Here is a 19,647-nt window from a genome sequence, read left to right as displayed (position 1 = left end):
GCGCGCGCCGGGAAGCCGTATTATCTCGGCGCATCGTCGGTGGTGGTGCGGGCATCCGGGGTGAATGTGCAGGGACGGGCGAAGACGACGCGGCGGTTTCTTCTGGAGGCCGCGGCACAATTGTTCGATGAGCGGGGTTACGCCGGTACCAGCATCAGTGACATCAGCGCTCTGTCCGGCCGTACCAGCGGGGCCATCTATTTCCACTACACCAGCAAGGAAAAGCTGGCCCTGGCCGTCGTCGAGGAGCATTTCGCGACCTGGCCGGAGCTGGTCGGCCGCCACCGGGCCGCCGGCGTACCGGCTCTCGAACGGCTGGTCGCGCTGAGCCTCACCGTCGCCAGGGCCTTCCGCGACGACGTCGTCGTCCGGGCCGGCTCCCGCCTGTGGATGGAGCGCAAGGCGATCGACGCGCCCCTGCCCACACCCTTCGTCGGCTGGATCGAGACGGTCACCGGGCTGCTGGAGGAAGCACGCGAGGACGGCTCGCTCGCCGCCGGAGTGGTCCCCGAGGCGGCCGCCGACGGCATCGTCTACGCCTTCTTCGGCCTGCACACCGTCTCCGACGCCCTGGACGGGCGCGAGCGGATCGAAGAGCGGCTGCGCGGGCTCTGGTTGCTGCTGCTCGCCGCGCTCCAGGCGGAGCCCGACCCGGCCGCGCTGCTCGACCGGGTCGGGCTCCGCTCGGCGGCCGGGTGACGGGTGGGACCGGGAAAGCCGCACCGGGTACCGATGAGTTTCGCGGCGCGCACCGGTCCAACCCGGCGAACCGCACATCATCGAGCCGAGCAGAGGCAGGCGCACATGTCCACCAAGATCTTCGTCAACCTCCCCGTGAAGGACCTCGCGAAGTCCATCGAGTTCTTCACCGCCATGGGGTACCGCTTCGACGAGAAGTTCACCGACGACAAGGCGGGCTGCCTCGTCATCGCCGACGACATCCTCGTGATGCTGCTCACCGAGCCCTTCTTCAGGTCCTTCACCGGGAAGTCCATCGCGGACACCACCCGTTCGACCGAGGCGATCATCGCGCTGTCGCAGGACAGCAGGGCCGATGTCGACCGGCTCGCGGACGCCGCGTACGCCGCCGGGGCGCGGCCCGCGAAGGAGACCGAGGGCAGCCCGATGTACACCCGCAGCTTCTACGACCTGGACGGCCACCACTGGGAGATCTTCCTCATGGACCCGGCCGCGCTCCAGTAGCCGCCGGGCACGGCCGCACGCCCTACGACGTGCGGGTGTTCGTCAGGTGCGGACCGATGTGGCCGATGTACACCCGTCCCGTCCCGGCTGTGTCGTCGTAGAAGTGCAGGCGCGGCGAGATCGTGCTGCCGCCGCCGATGCGCAGGTGGGCCTGCATGAAGACGGTGCCGGATGGATCGACCTCGACGGGGACGGGCAGCATGCGCTCCTTGCGCCAGGCCAGGTTCCGCCACACCGTGTCGGACTCCTTCATGGTGACCTTGCCCGCGGGGAACGGGTGGCAGCCCGGTGGCAGATCCTGGCACCAGGCCCGGAAGTCGCCCTTGGCGCGGCCGACGACCGAGGCCGCGGCGAAGTCCTCCAGGGCGTGCAGCGCCTCCCAGCACACGTTGACCCAGTTGGGTTTGGAGCGGTCGTCCAGGCCCGTCATGACCTTGGGGTCGCCGGTGAAGACCAGCGTCGGGAACTGGCCGAGCCGCGCGTGCACCTCGGTGAAGCTGCCCGGCAGGTCCTCGTCCTCCTCGACCGGCGCATACGCCTCCTCGTACCCGCCCAGCCGCTGGAGCCGCAGTTGCAGCGCCCGCACCTGGGCCTGGGCGGCGCGGCGCTCGGCGTAGAACTCCTCGGCGAGCCAGTTCGCGTCGGCCAGGTCGTGCTGCAACTCGCGGACCTGCTTGTAGCGGGCCGCCTCCGCCTCCGCGGCCTCGTCCAGCAGTTGCAGGAGGCTGCCGTGGTCGGCCTTGAGCCGGGCGATCTCGTCGCCGTCCGGGGTGAGGGTGCGCGGCAGCGGGCGCTGCGCGTGCAGGCGGGCCAGCGGCTGCGGCAGCGGGGTGCGGGCGGCCTGGTTGCGCGGCAGCGCGGTCAGCACGCTGGCCGCCTTCACCGGGTCGGCCTCCACCACGGCCCGCGACATGATCGGGTGCCGCTGCCCGTCGGCCGGCCAGGCCGGATCGACCCGGGGCATGTACGTCCTGATGCCGCCGCCGAACACCGGGTGGTGCTCCAGCGCCTTGTTGAAGGCCGGCTGCGCCTCCCGGGTCAGCACGTACAGCACCGCGCGTCCGACCAGTTGGGTGAACGCCCGGTCCACCACCCGCTCCAGCCACTGGTCGGCGTCGATGCCGTACGGCACGCTCGCCACCACGATCGGCAGCCGCCGCTCCCGGTCCCGCAGTTCCTCGATCACCTCCGGTACGTCGCCGGCGTGGATGAAACTGGCGCGGGCCCGTATCTCGGCCAGTCCGCTGCGCGCCTCCAGGGCGTCCAGCAGGGCGTCGGCCAGCCGCGGTTTGGAGGCCCTGATCTGCGGCACGTCGGGTGAGTCCGGCCGGTGCTCGACGTCGAGCTGGACCCAGGTCCGTCCTGGATCGGCCAGGTCGGTCCGGATGATCAGGGTGGACTGCCAGGTGGCCAGGGACGGCGGCGGGTTCTCCCGTAAGCGCCAACGGGTGTGGGCGCCGTGCCGCCCGGAATCGGAGTCGCGGTCCACGGTCGCGTACGGCGCGATCTCGTTGCGCCCGTCCCGCAGGTGCACCACGGGATACTGCTGCGATTCGGCCAACCACTCCGTCACCAGCCGGTCCGCTATCGCGGCGACGGTGACGTAGTCCTGCTCGGTCCATACGACCATGCGGTACGCGGACGCGTCCACGGTTCCCCCTTGGTGGAGTGATCGATCACACCAAGGGGAGGCTAGAAGAGGCGGGCGTCACGGTGGAAGGGGGCATGTGCAGGTCGCACGTGTGTAGCCGCGTCAGCACTCCCTGTGCCGGTCCGGGTCGGCCCCCGCCGCCGGTGCGCGCGGTGATCGAGGGCTGACGCACGAGCTCGCGCGGTGGGCGGCCGAGGAACGAGGCCGTCCGCTGGGGGCATCCCCGGCCGAAGGTTGGGGGAGAGTGAGCAGGATCCCGAGCGACAGGCCGTCGTTCAGGGCGTGTTGCGGGACAGCGGGCATGGCTTGTTCCCGGGTGCCTCGGCGGCTCCCGTCACCCGGCGTCCGCGGGTCATGCGTGCGACGGAGCGCCTGCCCTTGGTGTTGTGGTGGTTCCCCCCGTCACCCGGCGCGTCCGCGGGTCATGCCGAGGACGGAGCGCCCACCCCCCGTATCGCGGTGGTTCCCCCCGTCACCCGGCGTCCGCCGGTCACGCGGACGACGGAGCGCCCGCGACCCCGGCTGATGTGCCGTCCGGGGCCGCGGGCGTCCGCCGACGCGCCGTCAGGCGAGCGCCGCCCGCAACTCCGCGGTGTCCGGCGGGTTCGCGCCCGGCCGTGAGACGGTCAGCGACGCCGCGGTGGCGGCGTGCCGCAGCACGTCGGCCAGCACCGCATCGCCCAGGCGGCCGCCGGCCAGCGCCGGGCGGCCCTCGGCACCGAGCAGACCGAGCTCGTCCAGCGCGTCCAGGGTCGCCGACATGAACGCGTCGCCCGCGCCCACGGTGTCGGCCACGGCGGTCGGCACCGCCGCGCCCTTGACCTCCAGCTCGCCGGTGTACGCCAGCGAACCGTCGCCGCCGAGTGTCACGAGCACCGCCGCCGGGCCGAGCGTCAGCCACCGTTCGGCCACCGCCCGGACCGGCTCGCCCGGATAGAGCCAGGCCAGGTCCTCGTCGCTGGCTTTCACCAGATCGGCAAGGGCCACGCAGCGCTCCACCCGGGCCACCGCCTGGCCGCGCTCGCCGAGCAGCGCGGCCCGGACGTTCGGGTCGTAACTGACCGTGACATCCGGCCACAGCCCGGCGGTCACGGTGAGCGCCGCGGCGGCGCCCGGCTCGGCGACCGCGCCGATCGACCCCAGGTGCACATGCCGGACACCTTCCGGCGGCGTGACCGGTCGCAGCGTCCAGCGGACATCGAGGTCGTACGCCGGATGGCCCTGCGGGTCCACCGTCACCGCGGCGGTGGGGGTCGGTATGCCCTGCTGCCCGTCGCCCAGCAACTCCACGCCCGCCGATCGCAGATGGGCGGCGATCAGATCACCCTCCGGGTCCGCCCCGAGCTGGGTGAGCAGCGTCACCGGGCGGCCCAGCCGGGCCAGGCCGTACGCCACGTTGGCGGGACTGCCGCCCGGGTGCACCACGTCGGGCAGCCCGGGCGTGCGGACGATGTCGGCGACGCACTCGCCGATCACCAGGAAGTCGGTCATACCGTCAAGCTCCCGCAGAGTCGTCAGTGGAGGGCGGCGTCCTGGAAGGCCGCACGGCCTCCGAAGACGTTGAGGCCGACGCGACCGGCACCGTACCGGGTGTCCGTCACGTCGATGATGAGGTCGCCGGCCAGGAACACCTGGATCCGGCTGCCGGTCGTGACGGCACGCACCGGGTACGTGGCGCCGTGCCGGATCAGAATGGGCACGTTGGCCAGCACGTCGGCGTCGCCGAAACCGCCGTTGGTCTTGGCGAACAGGCGTACCGCCCGCAGGTCGGGGTCGAAGTTGACGAAGTAGCCGTTGCGGCCGTCCGCCGAGGCCCGCAGCACCAGGGCGGCGGCGCCCGCCGTACCGTCCGGGCCGCCCGTCCGGATGTCCGTGGTGAGGTCGAGGTCGGCGAGGGTCTGCCCGGATATCGCGTGCGAGTCCTTGTCGAAGCTGCCGGTCTGGCCCGCGCCGCTCACCACCCAGCTGCCGCCGGGGGTGATCGTGTACGGGGCCAGGTTGCCGCGCGCCTCACCGCCGGCCGGTGGCGTGAACGGCAGCACCGGGTCCGACACCCGGGTGGTGGAGTTGAGCTGCCGCAGCGCCAGTGACTGCACGACGACCGAGCCTCCCACCGCGTAGAACGACATGTCGCGTGAACTCAGGTCGGGGAAGACCAGGCTGGTGAGCGCGGCCAGGTAGCCGGGCGCCTGCCCGTTGCCGCCGAACGCCTCCACCGAGCAGGAGTCGACCAGTACCCGCAGGGTGATCCGCCGCTCGCCGGACACGACGGCCGGGACCAGCGCGGCGTTGCTGCGCGAGGCGAAGGTCTCGGTGAAGTCGGTGCGGCCGGACAGGGTGCGGTCGGCGAACAGCACGCTGCCGGCCACGTCGTAGCCGATCACCGTCCGCTGCGAGCCGCTCTGCCGCACCCGGAGCCCGAACTCGGTGGCCGCGCCGGTGTTCGGCAGCGACACCACCGCCTCGATCTCGTACGTCAGGCCGGTCTGCCCGGCCAGCGGGTCGGGCCCGTTGGGGGTGACGGTGAGCGGGCCGACCGTGGTGGTTGCCCCCTGCAGCGAGGCCAGTTCGGCCACCGGGGTCTGGGTGAGCCGTATCCCCTGCCCCGGTACGTCGGTCAGCGCCAGCTCGCGCGGTATCCCCAGCGTGCCGCGCCAGGCGCCGGTCGGCTCGTCGAACGCGTAGTTCCAGTTGCTCATCCAGCCGTGCAGGATCCGGCGGCCGTCCGGTGTCTGGGAGTACGTCACGGCGGCGTAGTGGTCCCGGCCGCTGTCGGCACGCAGGTCGGTGCCGGCCGGGGTGTCGCTGGTGAACGTGGTGCCGTTCCAGGTGCCTGTGAAGTACACCGAACTGGACCCGGCGGTCAGGGTGCTCGGCGTGGTGCTGATGAACAGCACCCAGCGCTTGTTGGCCGGGTTGCCGTCCACCAGCAGCGGGAAGAAGTCCGGGCACTCCCAGATGCCTGCCGTGACCCAGGCGCCGTAACCGAACGAGCTGACATAGGTCCAGTCCAGCAGGTTGGTGGAGGTGAAGAAGCGCACATGGTCGGCGCCCGACACCACCATCAGCCACTTTCCGTGGTCCTGGTCCCAGATCACCTTCGGGTCGCGGAAGTCCCAGTTGCCGTTCAGACCACCGGGGTTCTGCACCACCGGCGCGGTCCCGTACCACTGCCACGAGCGGCCCTTGTCGGTGCTGTACGCGGCGCGCACGCACTGGTTCCCGCCGGACTTGTCCGGGTGGTAGCTCGTGTAGAAGGCCACCAGACCCGAGCCGCCGGGGAACAGCCCGGTCACATTGGAGGTGTCGGCGACCGCGCAGCCCGACCACGCCTGGCCCCACGGCGAGAAGGGCAGCGCGATCGGCAGCGGACGCCAGGTCAGCAGGTCGGTGCTGACCGCGTGCGCCCAGCGGCCCTTGTCCTGGTGGAACAAGTGGTACTCGCCCGCGTAGTACACCAGCCCGTTGGGGTCGCTGGCGTACTCGGCCAGCTGGCTGAAGTGGTAGCCGGGACGGAAGGGCTCGGTGTACCAGTCGTGCGGTGACCGGACCCGGATGTTCTGGAAGTACGCGACCCCGCCCGTCGCGGTCAGCCCGACCCGTCCCGCCCCGGCCGTGACGACGGTGGCGTGCACCACGCGGACACCGTCGAGGTAGACGTCGAGCACGGTGCCGACCGCCTGCACCTCCAGCCGGTACGCGCTGCCCGGGCCGATCGGCCGGACCGGGGCCGCGGCGGTGGCCAGCACGGCTCCGTCGCTGCGCCTGCGCAACGTCACCTGGTCCGCGACCGGGTCGACCCGTACCTCGTAACCGCCTGCGCCCGCGGTGTCGGTGCGCAGCAGCACCCCCGCGGCGGAGGGCTGGGACTGGCCGAACGTCACGTCGAGGCTGAGCATCACATCGCCGCCCGGGAAGGGCGCGGTCCGCGTGGCCGTGCCGCTCGACTGGGCGCGGATGCCCCGAAGATCGGGCGTCCAGGTACCGGACACGTCCGTCCAGCCCTGCAGGTCGGTCGTTACGTCGCTGACGGAGACGTTCTCGAACGACGCCGAGCCGTTGTAGATCTGGAGGCCGAGCCTGCCGGAGGCGTGGGTGCTGTCCTGGGCGGTGATCACGGGGGCGTAGCCGTTCGGCTGGATGTAGTCGGTCTGCCAGTACACGCGCAGCTCGCCACCCTCGGCCTCGACGCGCAACCGGTACACCGAACCGACGTTGACCGGCGTGCTGTAGGTGCCCAGGGTGACGTTGCCGTCGATGCGGTACAGCCGCAGCCGGTCCAGATTGGGGTCGGCCTGCAGGGCGTACCCCGACTGGCCGGTGGCGTCGGTGCGCAGCAGCAGGGCGGCGACCGCGTACTGGTCGTGGAACCGCAGATCGACCCCGAGGGTCAGGTCGTGCGCGGTGGTGGCAGCCAGCGCGCGGCAGTTGACGTTGGCCGGCGCGGTGGCGTGCCAGCCGAGGATGGTGGGGTTCCAGGTGCCGCCGTCGGTGCCCCAGCCGGACAGGTTGGTGGTGATCGCGTCCAGCGTGGGCAGCCCGAACGTGACCGTGCCGTTGTACGCGTGCAGGCCGGCGTGGCCGTACTGGTAGCGGCGGTCCTGCGCGGAGAGCACGGCGGTGCCGTTCACGCTGACGGTCAGCGCGGGACCGTCGAGGGAGATTTCCAGCAGGTACGTCGTCCCGGGCTGGCTGGTGAAGGCCGCCGGGGTCACCACGTCCTGACCGGTGGCGAGGTCGAACAGCCGCACCCGGTCCAGGTTCGGGTCGATCGCCGCCACGTAACCGGACGAACCGTCCGCCGCCGCGCGGACGACGAGCGCGCCGACCCCGAAGGGCGACGCGGGATCGATGGTGACGGTGGCGCGGTAGCGCGCGAAGGACTCGATGAGCTGCTCGGACAGGGTGAGGGCGTTGCTGTCGGCGCCGGTGACGACCCGCTGCCCGCCGCTCGCGGTACGGGTCCAGGCGCCGGTCAGCGCGATGGGGTCGGGGATCGTACCCGAGGCGGGGTCGGCGGCCAGTGCGGGCGTGGCGACGACCGCGGAGCCGACGGTGGCGGCGAGCGTCAGTGCGCCGGCGGCGCCGACGAAAGCGCGACGGGACATACCGGACATGGGGGGGAATGAGGGCTTGGGAGGCATGGGGACTCCTTTGTCCATGTGCGTGCGGTGGGGGGTGTGGGGGTGTAAGGGCGTGGGGGGATGGCGCCGTGGCGCGGGCCGGGCCGTGGGCCGGTATCCGCGCGCGGTGAGGTGAGGTGAGGTGCGGGGGCGCAGTCGTGGACGGCACCCCCGCACCGGTACGGGTTGGGGCCGGCCGCGGGTTGGGGCCGGTGCGGCCGGGGCTGGTGAGGCTCGGGGCCGGTGCGGGTTGGGGCCGCAGCGGCTCAGGGCCGGTGTGGGTGAGGGCCAGGGCCGGTGCTACGGCCGAGGCCTTTGCGGGTCAGGGCCAGAGCGGGCGCGGCGCCGACCAGATGTCCGCCATCCGCCACGCGTCGAACGCGTCGATGTGCGCGCCCGCGCCGGCCGCGACGGCGATGCCGAGAGCGTCGCTCCTGGTCGGATAGATACGGCTGGTCAGCGGGCGGCCGTTGGCGAAGGTCTCCAGGGCCGAGTGGTCGGCCAGTACCCGCAGGTCGATCCGGCCGTCGGGCTGCAACGGGACCTCGCCGTAGCGCGGTTCGGTGTCCGCCGTCGGGTCGAGGCTGCTGCGCTCGCGGTGCAGCAGCATCGTCGCGGGCGCCGACGGGTCCTCGGCGCGGGTCAGTTCGAGGACCGTGCGCTCGGAGCGGTCCGGTGTCTCGCGCACCGAGAGCAGCAGGCTCGCGCCGGGCTCCAGCCGTACCGTCAGCTCCAGGTCGAACTGGTCGCCGCCGGCACCGGGTACCGGGGTCCAGGTGCCGCCGGGTGCGGGGGTCACGTCCGGCCGCTGGTGGTCGCGGCGCAGCGCGGCCACCTCCGGCACCGGCTGCTGGTGCAGGCCGCCGTCGGCGCCGAGCGTCACCAGCCGCGGCAGCGACATCACGCCCGACCAGCCGGCCGCCACGCACGCCTGCTCCGGGCGGCCCTCCTGGAGCCAGCCGAACATGATGCGGCGGCCGGCCGCGTCCCGGGTGGACTGCGGCGCGTAGAAGTACCGCTGCCCGTAGTCGAGCCGGTGCAGCGCGGTGGGCGTGAAGGCGTCGCCCTCGTAGCGCCCGGTCCAGTACAGCGGGTGGTGCGTGACCCCGTCGTCCCACGCGGAGAACACGAGCGCGTCGGTGCCCTCGACGCGGAAGAGGTCCACGCACTCCCACATCGTGCCGGTCCACAAGACGTCCCCGGGGCGGCCGTCGGACGCGTCACCGCTGAGCAGCGGTCCCACGTAGGACCACTCGCGCAGGTCGGCCGACTCGTACAGCAGCGCCACGCCGCCCTGGCCGCGTACCCCGGAGCCGATGAGCTGGCGCCAGCGGTCGCCCTCGCGCCAGACGCAGTGGTCGCGGAAGGCGGTGACGTCCAGGCCGGCGGGGGGCGCGGCGATGACCGGGTTGGCGGGGTCCTTGGCCCAGGTGTTCAGGTCGGGCGATCCGGTGGCCACGCAGGGCAGTTCGCGCTCGCCGTGCCGGCCGGAGTAGACAAGAGTGGGCACCCCGCCGTCGTCCACCAGGACGCCGGACCAGCAGCCGTCCGCGTCCGGCCCCTCGTCGCCGGGGGTCAGCGCCACCGGCTCGTCGGTCCAGTGGACCAGGTCGGTGCTGGTGGCATGCCCCCAGTGGATGCGGTGGTGCACCGGAGCGTACGGGTTGTACTGGTAGAAGAGGTGGTGGCGCCCGTTCCAGTGGCTCATCCCGTTGGGGTCGTTGAGCCAGCCGCCGGGCGAGGTGAAGTGGAATCGGGGCCGCTGCGGGTCGCGTTCGGCGAGCGCGGCGAGGTCCGTACCGGACAGGGACTGGTCCAGAGTCATCAGGCGGTCTTGTCTTCCGTCGCGTCGAGAAGGTCGTCGGGGAGGATGGGGTCCGCGGTGAGAGCGGTCGCCGCGGTGGGCGCGGTGGGGGAGTAGCGCAGACAGCGCACCCAGTGGCCGGTGTCGTCCAACCGGTGCCGTACCGGCTCGGTGCCGCTGCACGGCTGGTCGGGGTCGCCCTCGTACGGGCACTGGCTCGGGTCCAGTACGGCGGCGCGCAACCGGGCGCGCTCCACCGGGTCGTAGCCGTCCGACCGGGCCGGGTCCGGCACGGCGGACAGCAGCAGCTTGGTGTACGGGTGCGCGGGCGCGGCCATCACCTGCAGCGCGTCGCCGCCCTCGACCAGCTCGCCCGCGTACATCACCAGGGTGGTGTCGGCGACGTAGCGGGCCGAGGCCAGGTCGTGCGTGATGTAGAGCAGCGAGATGCCGCGCTCGTCGCGCAGCCGGCGCATCAGGTTGAGGATGCCGATCCGCACCGAGACGTCCAGCATCGACGTCGGTTCGTCGGCGAGGATCAGCCGGGGGTCGACGGCAAGCGCGCGGGCGATGGCGATGCGCTGGCGCTGTCCGCCGGACAGCTCGTGCGGGTAGGAGTCGAGCATGCTCTCGTCCAGGTCGACGGTGGCCATCAGCTCCCGGAGCGAGCCGCGCAACTGCTCGCCGCCGACCGCCCGGCCGTGCACCCGCAGGGCGCGGGCGAGCACGTACTCGACGGTGTGCACGGGGTTCAGCGAACCGAACGGGTCCTGGAAGACCATCTGGACCCGGCCGCGGAACGATCGTGAGGCACGCCGCTTCTCGGTGCGCAGCACGTTCTCGCCGTCCAGCACGATGCTGCCGGAGGTGGGCTGCTCCAGCCGGATCAGGCAGCGGGCCAGGGTGCTCTTGCCGCTGCCCGACTCGCCGACCAGGGCCACGATCCGGCCGCGCGGGATGTCCAGGTCGACCGCGTTCAGCGCCCGCAGGCGCCGGCCGGAGAACGGGCCACCGGTCCGGAAGTCCTTGGTCAGGCCGCGAACCCGCAGCAGCGGTTCCCCGCCCACCGGTTCCTCGCTCAGCGCGGTGTCCTTCACCGGCTTGTCCTTCATCAGCCTCTCGCTCACCGGCTCGCTCCTTCCGTGGCGGCGACCCAGCGTCCTGGCGCGGCCTCGCGCAGATCGGGGATGTCCGCCGCCCACACGGCGCGCGCCTCGTCGTCCAACGCGGTCAGCTCGGTACGCGGGCCGCTGAGCGGCGGGAAGGCGTTCATCAGCGCCTCGGAGTACGGGTGCAGCGGGCCGGCGAACAGCTCCTTGGCGTTCGCGACCTCCACCAGCCGTCCGGCGTACATCACGCCGATCCGGTCGGAGAGCTCCACCATCAGCGACATGTCGTGGGTGATGAACAGCACCGAGAAGCCGAACTCCCGCTGCAGGTCCTTGATCTGCGCCATGATCTCCTGCTGGACGACGACGTCCAGCGCGGTCGTCGGCTCGTCCATGATCAGCAGCCCGGGCCGCAGCGCCACCGCCATCGCGATGACGACGCGCTGCCGCATGCCGCCGGACAACTGGTGCGGATACGCCTTCAGCCGGTCCGCGGGCAGGCTGACCAGACTCAGCAGTTCCGCGGCCCGCTCCAGGGCGGCCCGCTTCTTCATCCGCTCGTGCGTGGTGAAGATGTCGACGATCTGGTCGCCGATGGTCATCACCGGGTTGAGCGAGTTCATCGCGCTCTGGAAGACCATCGCGATCTCCCGCCAGCGGAACTCCCGCAGCTCGCGGCCGTTCAGGGCGAGCAGGTCGCGGCCCTGGAAGCGCAGTGCCTCGGCCTGGATCTCGGTCGGCGGCTTCAGCAGCCGCATGACGGCGTTGGCGACGGTGGACTTGCCGCAGCCGGACTCGCCCGCCAGGCCGAAGACCTCGCCGGCGCCGATCCGGAAGCTGACGTCACGGACGGCCTGCACGTCGCGGCTGTCGCCGTGGTACGTGACGCGCAGGTTCTTCACGTCCAGTACGGGTTCGGCTGCCGCCTTGACGGTCTCCATGGGTCAGCCCTCCTTCGTCGCGCTCACCGCGCGGCGCTTGGCGCGGCGGGACCGCAGCCGCGGGTTGGTGATCTCGTCCACCGCGTAATTGACCATCGCCAGCGCGAAGGCGACCAGGGCGATGCACACGCCGGACGGTACGAACGCCCACCACGAGCCGGTCAGCAGCGCGCCGTCATTGCTCGCCCAGTACAGGTTGGTGCCCCAGCTGACCGTGCTGGAGTCGCCCAGGCCCAGGAACTCCAGGCCCGCCTGGGCGCCGATGCCGAAGATGACGCAGCCCAGGAAGGTGGTCATCACCACCGAGGCCATGTTGGGCAGGATCTCGCGGAACATGATGCGGAAGGCGTTCTCGCCGTTGACGACGGCCGCGGCGACGAAGTCCTTGCCGCGGATCGACTTGGCCTGCGCGCGCAGCACACGGGCCGAGCCCGCCCAGCCGGTGATGATCAGCACCACGATCACGGTCGACGTGCCCGCCGGCAGGAACGCGGCCAGGATCACCAGCAGCGGCAGGCCGGGGATGAGCAGGAAGACGTTGGTGATCAGCGACAGGACATCGTCGACGATCTTGCCGAAGTAGGCCGAGACCATTCCGAACACCACGCCGATGAGGGTCGCCGCGATGCCCACGGTGAAGCCGACCAGCAGCGAACTGCGGGCGCCCCACAAGGTGAGCGCGACGACGTCCTGCCCCTTGGCGGTGGTCCCGAGCAGATGCGCGCCCGACGGCGCCTCCGAGACCGCCGGGGTGATCCCCGACGGATCGCCGGACTTGAGCACCGGTGCGAGCAGCGCGAGCAGGGCGAACACGGCCAGCACGGCCAGCCCGAACAGCGCCTTGCGGCTGGCGAGCAGCCGGCGCAGCAGGCTGCGGCGCGGCTGTCGCACCACAGGGGGCCGGATCTGCGGTGTGGCATCCACGGTGGCGGTCATGGCGGTACCCCCCTTTCAGCGGACCCGGACGCGCGGGTCGAGGCGGACGTAGACGAGGTCGACCAGGAAGTTCGCGGCGAGCACCGCGGCCGTGATGGTCAGGAAGATCCCTTGCATCAGCGGGTAGTCCAGGCCCTGTACGGCGGTCAGCAACTGGTAGCCGAGCCCCGGGTAGGCGAAGACCACCTCGGTGAGCAGTGCGCCGCCGACGACGAAGCCGATCGCCATGCCGAAGTTGGTGACCGACGGCAGCAGCGCGTTGCGGGCGGCGTACCGGAACATGATCCGGCTGGGCCGCAGGCCCTTCGCCTCCGCCATGGTGATGTAGTCCTCGGCGACGGTGGCGATCATGGTGTTGCGCATGCCGAGCATCCAGGTGCCGACCGTGACCAGCACGATGGTGACGGCGGGCAGGACCAGGTGGGTCCCGGCGCTGCTGATGAACTCGCCGGTCCAGGCCGGCGTGAGCCCGTCCTCGAAGGCGTGCCGGGTCGGGAACCAGCCGAGCATCACCCCGAACAGGTAGAGCGCGCCCATCGCCAGCCAGAAGTACGGGAACGAGCCGACGAACAGCAGCAGCGGCGGGAAGACCGAGTCGACCAGGCCACCGCGGCGCCAGGCCGCGAGCACGCCCAGCAGGTTGCCCGCCACCACGGCGATGATCAGCGCGACACCGCCGAGCAGCAGCGTCCAGCCGATCTGCGAGCCGATCACATCGGACACCGGAGTGGGGAAGCGGGAGATGGAGATGCCGAAATCGCCGGTGAACACCGAATGCAGATACGACAGGTACTGCCGCCACAGCGGACGGTCGTCGAGGCCGAACAAGTGACGCAACTGCTCGACCTGATCGGGCTGGAGCTTGCCCTGGGCCTGGGCGAGCATGCGGGAGACCGGGTCGCCCGGCATCATCCGGGGCAGCAGGAAATTGAGGGTGACAGACGCCCAGAAGGCAATCGCGTAGAAGCCCAGATTGCGCAGGAGGTACCGCAAGGTCCTGCTCCGTTCCGGTGGTGACGGCGGTGAAGGGGGTGAAGGGGGAGGTCCGAGCCGGAAGCCCTGGCCGCGGCGCGGCCCGGCGGCGTGGAGGCACGCCGGGCCGCCGCCGGGGTCACTTCTTGACGGGCTGGAGGGTGGTGAGCACCAGGACGGTGGTCGCCCCGCGGTCGGTCAGCGGCGCGTACGGGTTGCTCTGCGTCGGCCAGCCGCTGAACCGGGAGTCGTTGTACTCGCCCCACACCGGGCCGGGGAAGAGCGGCACCACCGGGGCGAGCTCGGAGTACAGCGCCTGGAGCTTGTTCAACGCGGCCTTCTGCGAGGACTCGTCCGGCGCGGCGGCGAACTCGTCCAGCAGCTGGTCGGCCTTGGGGTCGGAGAACCGGTGGTAGTTGTCCGTGGCCTGGGTACCGACCGGCTTCAGCATCGCCTTGGACATCATGCCGCGGTAGAACTGGTACGGCGTCGGGTCGTTGTTGCTCCACACGATGCCGGTGTCGAAGCTGCCGTCCTCGTAGCTGGCGACCACCGCCGACCAGGCCGGGGACTTGACGGTGGCGGTCACGCCGACCTTCTTGAGGTTCTGGGAGATGACGTTGGCGACCGACAGCCAGTCGGAGGACTCAGAGCCGACCGAGATGCTGAAGTTCAGCTTGCGCTTGCCGTCCGAGCCCTTCGGGTAGCCGGCCGCGTCCAGGGCCTTGCCCGCCGCGTCGGCGTCGAACTTGGTCCAGTCGCAGGAGGCCACCAGCGAGGCGTCCCGCCAGGTGTCGTAACCGCCGGCCAGGCCGGTGCAGTCGGCGGGCTTGGTGTAGCCGCTCATGCCGACCTTGGTGATGGTCTCCCGGTCGATGGCCATGCTCAGCGCCTTGCGCACCTCGACCTTGTCGAACGGCGCCTTGGTGGTGTTCATCTGCCAGTCGATCATGGCGCCGGTGGTCGGGTAGAAGTAGTGGTGGTTCTTGGGGTTCTTGGCGATGAACGACTTCTCGATATTGGGTATGTACTGGCTGCCCCAGTCGGTGTCACCGGAGATGGTGGCCAGGTTCGCCGCGTCGTTGCCCGCGAAGGCCAGCACCCGGATGCCGGCGATGTGCTGCTTCTCGGGCTGCCAGTAGCGCGGGTTCTTGTCCAGCTCGAAGGACTGGGTCTGGAACTTGGCGACCTCGGTGTACGGGCCGGTGCCCACCGGGTCGGGGTTGGTGAACTTGGCCTGGTCGGAGATCTTGGACCAGATGTGCTTGGGCACGATGACCTGCTGCCCCAGGTCGTAGAGACCTGGAGAGAAGGGCTTGTTGAAGGTGAAGACCGCGGTGTGCGGGTCGGGGGTCTCCACCTTGTCCAGGTACTCCGTGCCGCCGCGCAGCTTCTTCTTGAGCTCGAAGGTGTACGCCACGTCGCTCGCCGTCAGCGGCTGCCCGTCGGACCACGTCACCTTGTCCCGCAGCGTGTACGTGATGCTGCGGCCGTCCTTGGCCACCTCCCACTTGGTCGCCAGCCACGGCGTGGTCTTGCCGTCGACGGGGTTGTAGACCAGCATCGACTCGTAGATCGCCTGCTGCGTCAGCGGCGTGGGGGTCGGCGCGAACGGGTTGAAGTTCTTGGTGAAGGTGCTCACGTCCTCACGCGGGATGGTGAGGAGCTGGTTGCCCGAGGTGTCCCCGGCGCCTTTGGACGTACCTCCGCTGCACGCGCTGAGCAGCAGCGCGCTCGCAGCGGCGAGCGCTGCGGGAGCCCAGAGGGACCGTCGCACACTTCTGGTCTGTGCCATGATGGTGTCTCTTTCCTCTCTTCAACATTGAAGACGAAGACGTGGTGAGGGATTTCTCGGCGGAATGATTCGCGGTCAGACCGACGAGCGTTCGATCAGCGGGCAGTCGACGGTCACCGGGTCGGTGCCGACCGGTCTGCCCGCTGTGAGGGCGTCGAGCAGGTTGACCCCTTCGCTGCCCATGGCTTCGAAGGGGAGGGCGATCGTGGTGAGCTTGGGCCGCAGGTAGGCGGCGATCAGCTCCTGGTTGTCGAAGCCGACCACGGCGATGTCCTCGGGGATCCGCAGTCCGCGTTCCTTGATGGCGTCGTAGGCGCCCATCGCCATCCGGTCGTTGCCGCAGAACAGCGCGGTGGGCCGGTCGTCGGTGTCCAGCAGTTCCGCGGCGGCGAGGTACCCGCCGTCCGCGGTGGCGTACCCCGGCACCACCAGACGGGGGTCGGGACTGACGCCCGCCTCCAGCAGTGCCGCCTCGTACCCCTCGCGCCGCCCGACCGACGCGGGGATCTCCGGGTCCAGGGTGATGAAGCCGATCCGGTGGTGCCCGGCGTCGGTGAGCCGCCGGGCCGCCCGGTGACCGCCGGTGACCTCGTCGGGGATGACCGACGGGAGCTGGCCGTCCGCGTCCACGCAGTTGACCAGTACCGTCGGCACCTCGCGGACGGCGGGCGGCAACCGTACCGGGCGGTGCCAGGTGGTGGCGTAGAGCAGCCCTTCGACCCGCTGCTCCAGCAGCTTGTCGAGTGCCGCGCTCTCCATCTCCTCGTCACCCTCGCTGGACGCGATCAGCACGAACTTGTGGTCCTGCCAGGCGCGGTCCTGCGCGCCCTTGATCACGTTGACGGCGAAGGGCGCGGTGACGATCTCGGTGATCAGCCCGATCCAGTCGCTCCGCTTGGCGGCGAGGGCCCGCGCCCCGGCGTTCGGCCGGTACCCGAGGTCCTCGATCGCCGCCAGGATCCGCTGCCGGGTCTCGGCCGAGATGTTGGCGTCCGCCCGGTTGTTGAGCACGAAGGAGACGGTCGTACGAGACACGCCCGCCCGGCGGGCGACCTCAGTCATCGTCACATTGCGAGCACGCATGCGGACCGCTCTCTCCGTTGGTTACGCGCTTTAGTAACGCGCGTTAGTGCGATGTTGCCCGCAAGTTACGCACGGCGTGTCGGTGATGTCAAGAGATCCAGGCAGAACCGGTTCCCGCCACCCCCGGCACCAGGCGTCCGGGTGCCCGCCGGACGTTGACGTGGGGATTGAACGGTCTCGGCGGAGCCGAAACCATTGACAGCCCCGTGCCCGTGGCCGAATCTTGATGCCTGCCCCGGAGGGGGTGCATGCCTGCCTCGGGGCCTGTCCGACCCGTGGCGCCGTCCGCCGGCAGAAGGCCGGCTCGCGGTGTCCGGTGCGTGCGATCGCAAGGCGGAGGGTTGTCCTCGTGGGGGACTCCTCGCAGTGGACGGGGTGGGCCCGCTCCGACGGTCCCGACAACGCGGCGCGCGTGCCTGCCCGGCGCCGCGGGGCAGGCGGGATGTGCCGGACAGGCCCTGGCTAGAGGAGGTGCGCGGCTTCCGCGGCGGTGGCGGGGGAGAGGGTCACCCGGAAGGCGCGGTCGCCCAGCAGGCAGGTCAGGGCGAGCGGCGGCCCGGGGTGCCGTGAGCACCAGGCGTGCACGGCCGAGAGCACGGCGGCCGGGTCGGCGTGCACCACCAGCCCGTCCTCCTGCCCGGGGGCGATACGGACGGCCAGCAACGGGCCGTGGCCGCGCAGTCGAACCGCGCACAGCTCGGGGGAGAGCACCGCCGCGGCCGTGCCGCAGGCCGGGTAGTCCGCCAGGGCGCGGGCCGCCCAGCCGCCCGCCGTCCAGGCCGCGCCGTGCGGCGTGGGCGACGGCGGGAGGGCGCGGCGGTAGAGCAGTCCGGCGCTGCGCGCCAGCGGTTCGCTCGCGACGCCGTGTTCCACCGCGAGGTGGTGTGAGGGCGCCCCCATCGGCGCGGGCAGCCGGTCGATCCGGACCTGTTCCCCCGTGATCCCGACGCGGACGGCGAAGGCCGCGGGCGTACGGGGAGCCGGCGCCGGGAGCGGCAGCGGCCGGGGGAGGGCGGGGGCGGCCGGCGGGTCGAGTCCGAGCAGCGCGTACAGCTCCTCCCGCAACCGGTCCAGCGCACGCCCCCGCTCGGCGAGGGCGAAGGCGGACCGCGCGACGGCCCGGCCGGTGCCGGGACGGTACGCGTCCAGGGCGTCCGCCAGGTCGTCGGCCCGCTCCAACCGCGGGCAGCGGACGAGCAGCCGGGCCATCGGACTGCCCGGGATCAGCTCCTCGCCCCCGTCGTACGCGGACACCACCGGGCGGTCCCGGGCGGCGGCGTAGTACAGCGCGGTCGATCCGTGATCGGTGATCAGCGCGTCGGCGGCGACCAGGACCGCGGCCCACTCCTCGTAGGGGCCCGCCGGCACCATGCCCGCGTCGAGCGCGGGCGCCAGCCGCTCGGCCAGGTCGAACGCGCCGAGCCTGCTGTGCTCGTTGGGGTGCACGATCAACGCGAGCTGGTGGGTGTCGTGCGGCAGACCGGCCGCCAGTTCGGCGGGCAGCTCCGGGCGGCGCCGCAGCAGGGACTCCGGGCCCCAGGTCGAGGTCAGGACGACCAGTTTCCGCATCCCCGTGCCGAGCGCCGCGCGGTAGCGGTCCCGTAGCGCGGCGGAGGCCAGGATCCGGTCCAGGGTGGGATCGCCGACGACGGTGGCGTGGGCCGCCGCCCGGGGGCTGACGGCGGCCAGCCGGGCGACCTGGCCGGGGTGGGCCAGCGCGTGCAGCGACACCAGCGTGTCGTCGTCCGGCAGCAGGTAGGCCGGATCGAGCCCGGAGGCGGAATCGGCCGAGCCCTCCGCGCGGACCGTCTTGCCGAAGCCGGCGCCGTGCGGCAGCAGCACCCGGCTGCCGCGCAGCAGCCGCAGTGCGCCCTTGGGGCTGGCGGCGAGCACGAGATCGTACGACCCGGCCGCCGCCTCGTCCCAGGGGACGGTCCTGGCCCGGGCCGCCTCGACGGCGGCCAGGGCGTCCACGCCGAACTCGGAACCGGGCACCAGTGTGATCAGCCGCGTCACGCGGTCGTCACCGGCGAACACCGGCAGCACGTCCAGCAGCCGGTGCAGCGCGACCGCCGACCGCGCGGCGAGCAGGACCTTCCTCATCCCGTCGCCCACCGGTTCGCACGCGGGCCGCGCGAGCTGCCGGACATGCCGTTTCCCCAGATCAGGGGAGGTTTCGGCGTTCCGGGCGGCATGCGCTGATGGTACCTTGCCGCCGCCCCACGACCGCTGGCGGCCGGGCCGCCGCCGGCCCCGCCGACCGGCCGCTCGCGTGGTCGTCCGGCGCCGGTCCGGTGTGGGGCAAAGGAACCTGACACGACGTCAGCGCAGGGGGACGACCGCACTCACCCGGACTCGCACGGGTGATCGGGCCGCGGTTCGCGGGCTGGTCCGGGCGGGCCGCTCGGCCGGTTCCACTCCGGCCACCCCCTGAACCTGGACACGATCCCCGTGTCGAAGGCGCTCAACGTACGATCAGCCAATGGCTGACATGACCGAAACCACACCCGGGTGGCTCGCTCCCGACGAGCTGGAGCTGACGCGCGCCCGCATGCCGATCCTGTACGTCGACGCCGTCCCGGTGCGGATCGACGACAGCGGCGAAGTCACACACATCGGACTCCTGCTGCGCATCGGGCCGGACGGGACGGTCAGCCGCGCCCTCGTCTCCGGGCGGGTGCTGCACCACGAGCGCGTCCGTGACGCGCTCCTGCGGCATCTGGAGAAGGACCTCGGCCCGGTGGCGCTGCCCCGAATCCCGGCCTCGCTGCAGCCCTTCACGGTCGCCGAGTACTTCCCCACGCAGGGGATCACGCCGTACCACGACCCCCGGCAGCACGCGGTGTCCCTTGCCTACGTCGTCCCGGTGGCGGGCGACTGCCGTCCCCGGCAGGACGCTCTCGACCTGGTCTGGTTCACCCCTCAGGAGGCCTCGTCGCCGCAGGTGCAGCAGGAGATGCCGGGCGGGCAGGGCGTCCTGCTCAAGCAGGCCCTCGCACACGTCGGCTGCCTCTCCTGACCCCGGGGCCC

14 protein-coding genes are annotated in these 19,647 nt (G+C 71.7%); 3 read left to right on the top strand and 11 right to left on the bottom strand.

What is annotated here, in order from left to right:
• Nucleotides 1–66 precede the first annotated feature (66 nt).
• Both VIW71_RS07450 and VIW71_RS07445 read left to right on the top strand, forming a co-directional pair.
• Nucleotides 67–699, top strand: a complete 633-nt coding sequence (locus VIW71_RS07450) for a ScbR family autoregulator-binding transcription factor (RefSeq protein WP_331621274.1) — start codon at nt 67–69, stop codon at nt 697–699.
• A 105-nt stretch (nt 700–804) separates the two neighbouring features.
• Nucleotides 805–1,203, top strand: a complete 399-nt coding sequence (locus tag VIW71_RS07445; protein WP_331621211.1) for a VOC family protein — start codon at nt 805–807, stop codon at nt 1,201–1,203.
• A 22-nt stretch (nt 1,204–1,225) separates the two neighbouring features.
• On the opposite strand, the gene VIW71_RS07440 is transcribed toward VIW71_RS07445, so the two are convergent.
• From VIW71_RS07440 to VIW71_RS07390, 11 genes are all read right to left on the bottom strand, one after another.
• The gene (locus VIW71_RS07440) at nt 1,226–2,854 is read right to left on the bottom strand and encodes a hypothetical protein (protein WP_331621210.1); all 1,629 of its coding nucleotides are present in this window, start codon (nt 2,852–2,854) and stop codon (nt 1,226–1,228) included.
• A gap of 564 nt (nt 2,855–3,418) precedes the next feature.
• The gene (locus tag VIW71_RS07435) at nt 3,419–4,345 is read right to left on the bottom strand and encodes a carbohydrate kinase family protein (protein WP_331621209.1); all 927 of its coding nucleotides are present in this window, start codon (nt 4,343–4,345) and stop codon (nt 3,419–3,421) included.
• 23 nt (nt 4,346–4,368) lie between these two features.
• A complete protein-coding gene (locus tag VIW71_RS07430; RefSeq protein ID WP_331621208.1) occupies nt 4,369–7,962 on the bottom strand; it encodes a GH32 C-terminal domain-containing protein in 3,594 nt (1,197 codons plus the stop codon).
• A 337-nt stretch (nt 7,963–8,299) separates the two neighbouring features.
• Nucleotides 8,300–9,802, bottom strand: coding sequence for a glycoside hydrolase family 32 protein (locus VIW71_RS07425; RefSeq protein ID WP_331621206.1), 1,503 nt, complete (start codon nt 9,800–9,802; stop codon nt 8,300–8,302).
• Nucleotides 9,802–10,893 (bottom strand): ABC transporter ATP-binding protein, encoded by a 1,092-nt coding sequence (locus VIW71_RS07420; RefSeq protein ID WP_414720688.1) that lies wholly within the window; start codon nt 10,891–10,893, stop codon nt 9,802–9,804. Before VIW71_RS07420 ends, VIW71_RS07425 begins: the two co-directional genes overlap by 1 nt.
• 11 nt (nt 10,894–10,904) lie before the next feature.
• On the bottom strand, nt 10,905–11,831 hold the full coding sequence (locus VIW71_RS07415) for an ABC transporter ATP-binding protein (protein ID WP_331621204.1): 927 nt from the start codon (nt 11,829–11,831) through the stop codon (nt 10,905–10,907).
• Nucleotides 11,832–11,834: 3 nt separating this feature from the next.
• Nucleotides 11,835–12,767, bottom strand: a complete 933-nt coding sequence (locus tag VIW71_RS07410) for an ABC transporter permease (RefSeq protein ID WP_331621203.1) — start codon at nt 12,765–12,767, stop codon at nt 11,835–11,837.
• Nucleotides 12,768–12,782: 15 nt separating this feature from the next.
• A complete protein-coding gene (locus VIW71_RS07405; RefSeq protein ID WP_331621202.1) occupies nt 12,783–13,760 on the bottom strand; it encodes an ABC transporter permease in 978 nt (325 codons plus the stop codon).
• 118 nt (nt 13,761–13,878) lie between these two features.
• Complete coding sequence (locus VIW71_RS07400) at nt 13,879–15,534, bottom strand: ABC transporter substrate-binding protein (RefSeq protein ID WP_331621201.1); 1,656 nt, start codon at nt 15,532–15,534, stop codon at nt 13,879–13,881.
• A 75-nt stretch (nt 15,535–15,609) separates the two neighbouring features.
• Nucleotides 15,610–16,617, bottom strand: a complete 1,008-nt coding sequence (locus VIW71_RS07395) for a LacI family DNA-binding transcriptional regulator (protein ID WP_331621200.1) — start codon at nt 16,615–16,617, stop codon at nt 15,610–15,612.
• A 462-nt stretch (nt 16,618–17,079) separates the two neighbouring features.
• On the bottom strand, nt 17,080–18,720 hold the full coding sequence (locus tag VIW71_RS07390; protein WP_331621199.1) for a translation initiation factor 2: 1,641 nt from the start codon (nt 18,718–18,720) through the stop codon (nt 17,080–17,082).
• Nucleotides 18,721–19,099: 379 nt separating this feature from the next.
• Here VIW71_RS07390 and VIW71_RS07385 point away from each other — a divergent pair, with 379 nt between their 5' ends.
• Complete coding sequence (locus VIW71_RS07385; protein WP_331621198.1) at nt 19,100–19,636, top strand: NUDIX hydrolase family protein; 537 nt, start codon at nt 19,100–19,102, stop codon at nt 19,634–19,636.
• Nucleotides 19,637–19,647 lie beyond the last annotated feature (11 nt).

The organism is Streptomyces sp., assembly GCF_036524955.1.
In the GTDB taxonomy this organism is placed as follows: Bacteria; Actinomycetota; Actinomycetes; order Streptomycetales; family Streptomycetaceae; genus Actinacidiphila.
The sequence above is the reverse complement of the archived record's forward strand: the minus strand, read 5'-3'. Positions and strand labels throughout refer to the sequence as shown.

What these genes read in the sequence shown, in the direction of transcription:
- VIW71_RS07445 (WP_331621211.1), top strand. Translation starts at nt 805, where the DNA reads ATGTCCACCAAGATCTTCGTCAACCTCCCCGTGAAGGACCTCGCGAAG.
- VIW71_RS07415 (WP_331621204.1), bottom strand. Translation starts at nt 11,831, where the DNA reads ATGGAGACCGTCAAGGCGGCAGCCGAACCCGTACTGGACGTGAAGAAC.
- VIW71_RS07425 (WP_331621206.1), bottom strand. Translation starts at nt 9,802, where the DNA reads ATGACTCTGGACCAGTCCCTGTCCGGTACGGACCTCGCCGCGCTCGCC.
- VIW71_RS07430 (WP_331621208.1), bottom strand. Translation starts at nt 7,962, where the DNA reads ATGTCCCGTCGCGCTTTCGTCGGCGCCGCCGGCGCACTGACGCTCGCC.
- VIW71_RS07410 (WP_331621203.1), bottom strand. Translation starts at nt 12,767, where the DNA reads ATGACCGCCACCGTGGATGCCACACCGCAGATCCGGCCCCCTGTGGTG.
- VIW71_RS07420 (WP_414720688.1), bottom strand. Translation starts at nt 10,893, where the DNA reads ATGAAGGACAAGCCGGTGAAGGACACCGCGCTGAGCGAGGAACCGGTG.
- VIW71_RS07390 (WP_331621199.1), bottom strand. Translation starts at nt 18,720, where the DNA reads ATGAGGAAGGTCCTGCTCGCCGCGCGGTCGGCGGTCGCGCTGCACCGG.
- VIW71_RS07395 (WP_331621200.1), bottom strand. Translation starts at nt 16,617, where the DNA reads ATGCGTGCTCGCAATGTGACGATGACTGAGGTCGCCCGCCGGGCGGGC.
- VIW71_RS07400 (WP_331621201.1), bottom strand. Translation starts at nt 15,534, where the DNA reads ATGGCACAGACCAGAAGTGTGCGACGGTCCCTCTGGGCTCCCGCAGCG.
- VIW71_RS07435 (WP_331621209.1), bottom strand. Translation starts at nt 4,345, where the DNA reads ATGACCGACTTCCTGGTGATCGGCGAGTGCGTCGCCGACATCGTCCGC.
- VIW71_RS07385 (WP_331621198.1), top strand. Translation starts at nt 19,100, where the DNA reads ATGGCTGACATGACCGAAACCACACCCGGGTGGCTCGCTCCCGACGAG.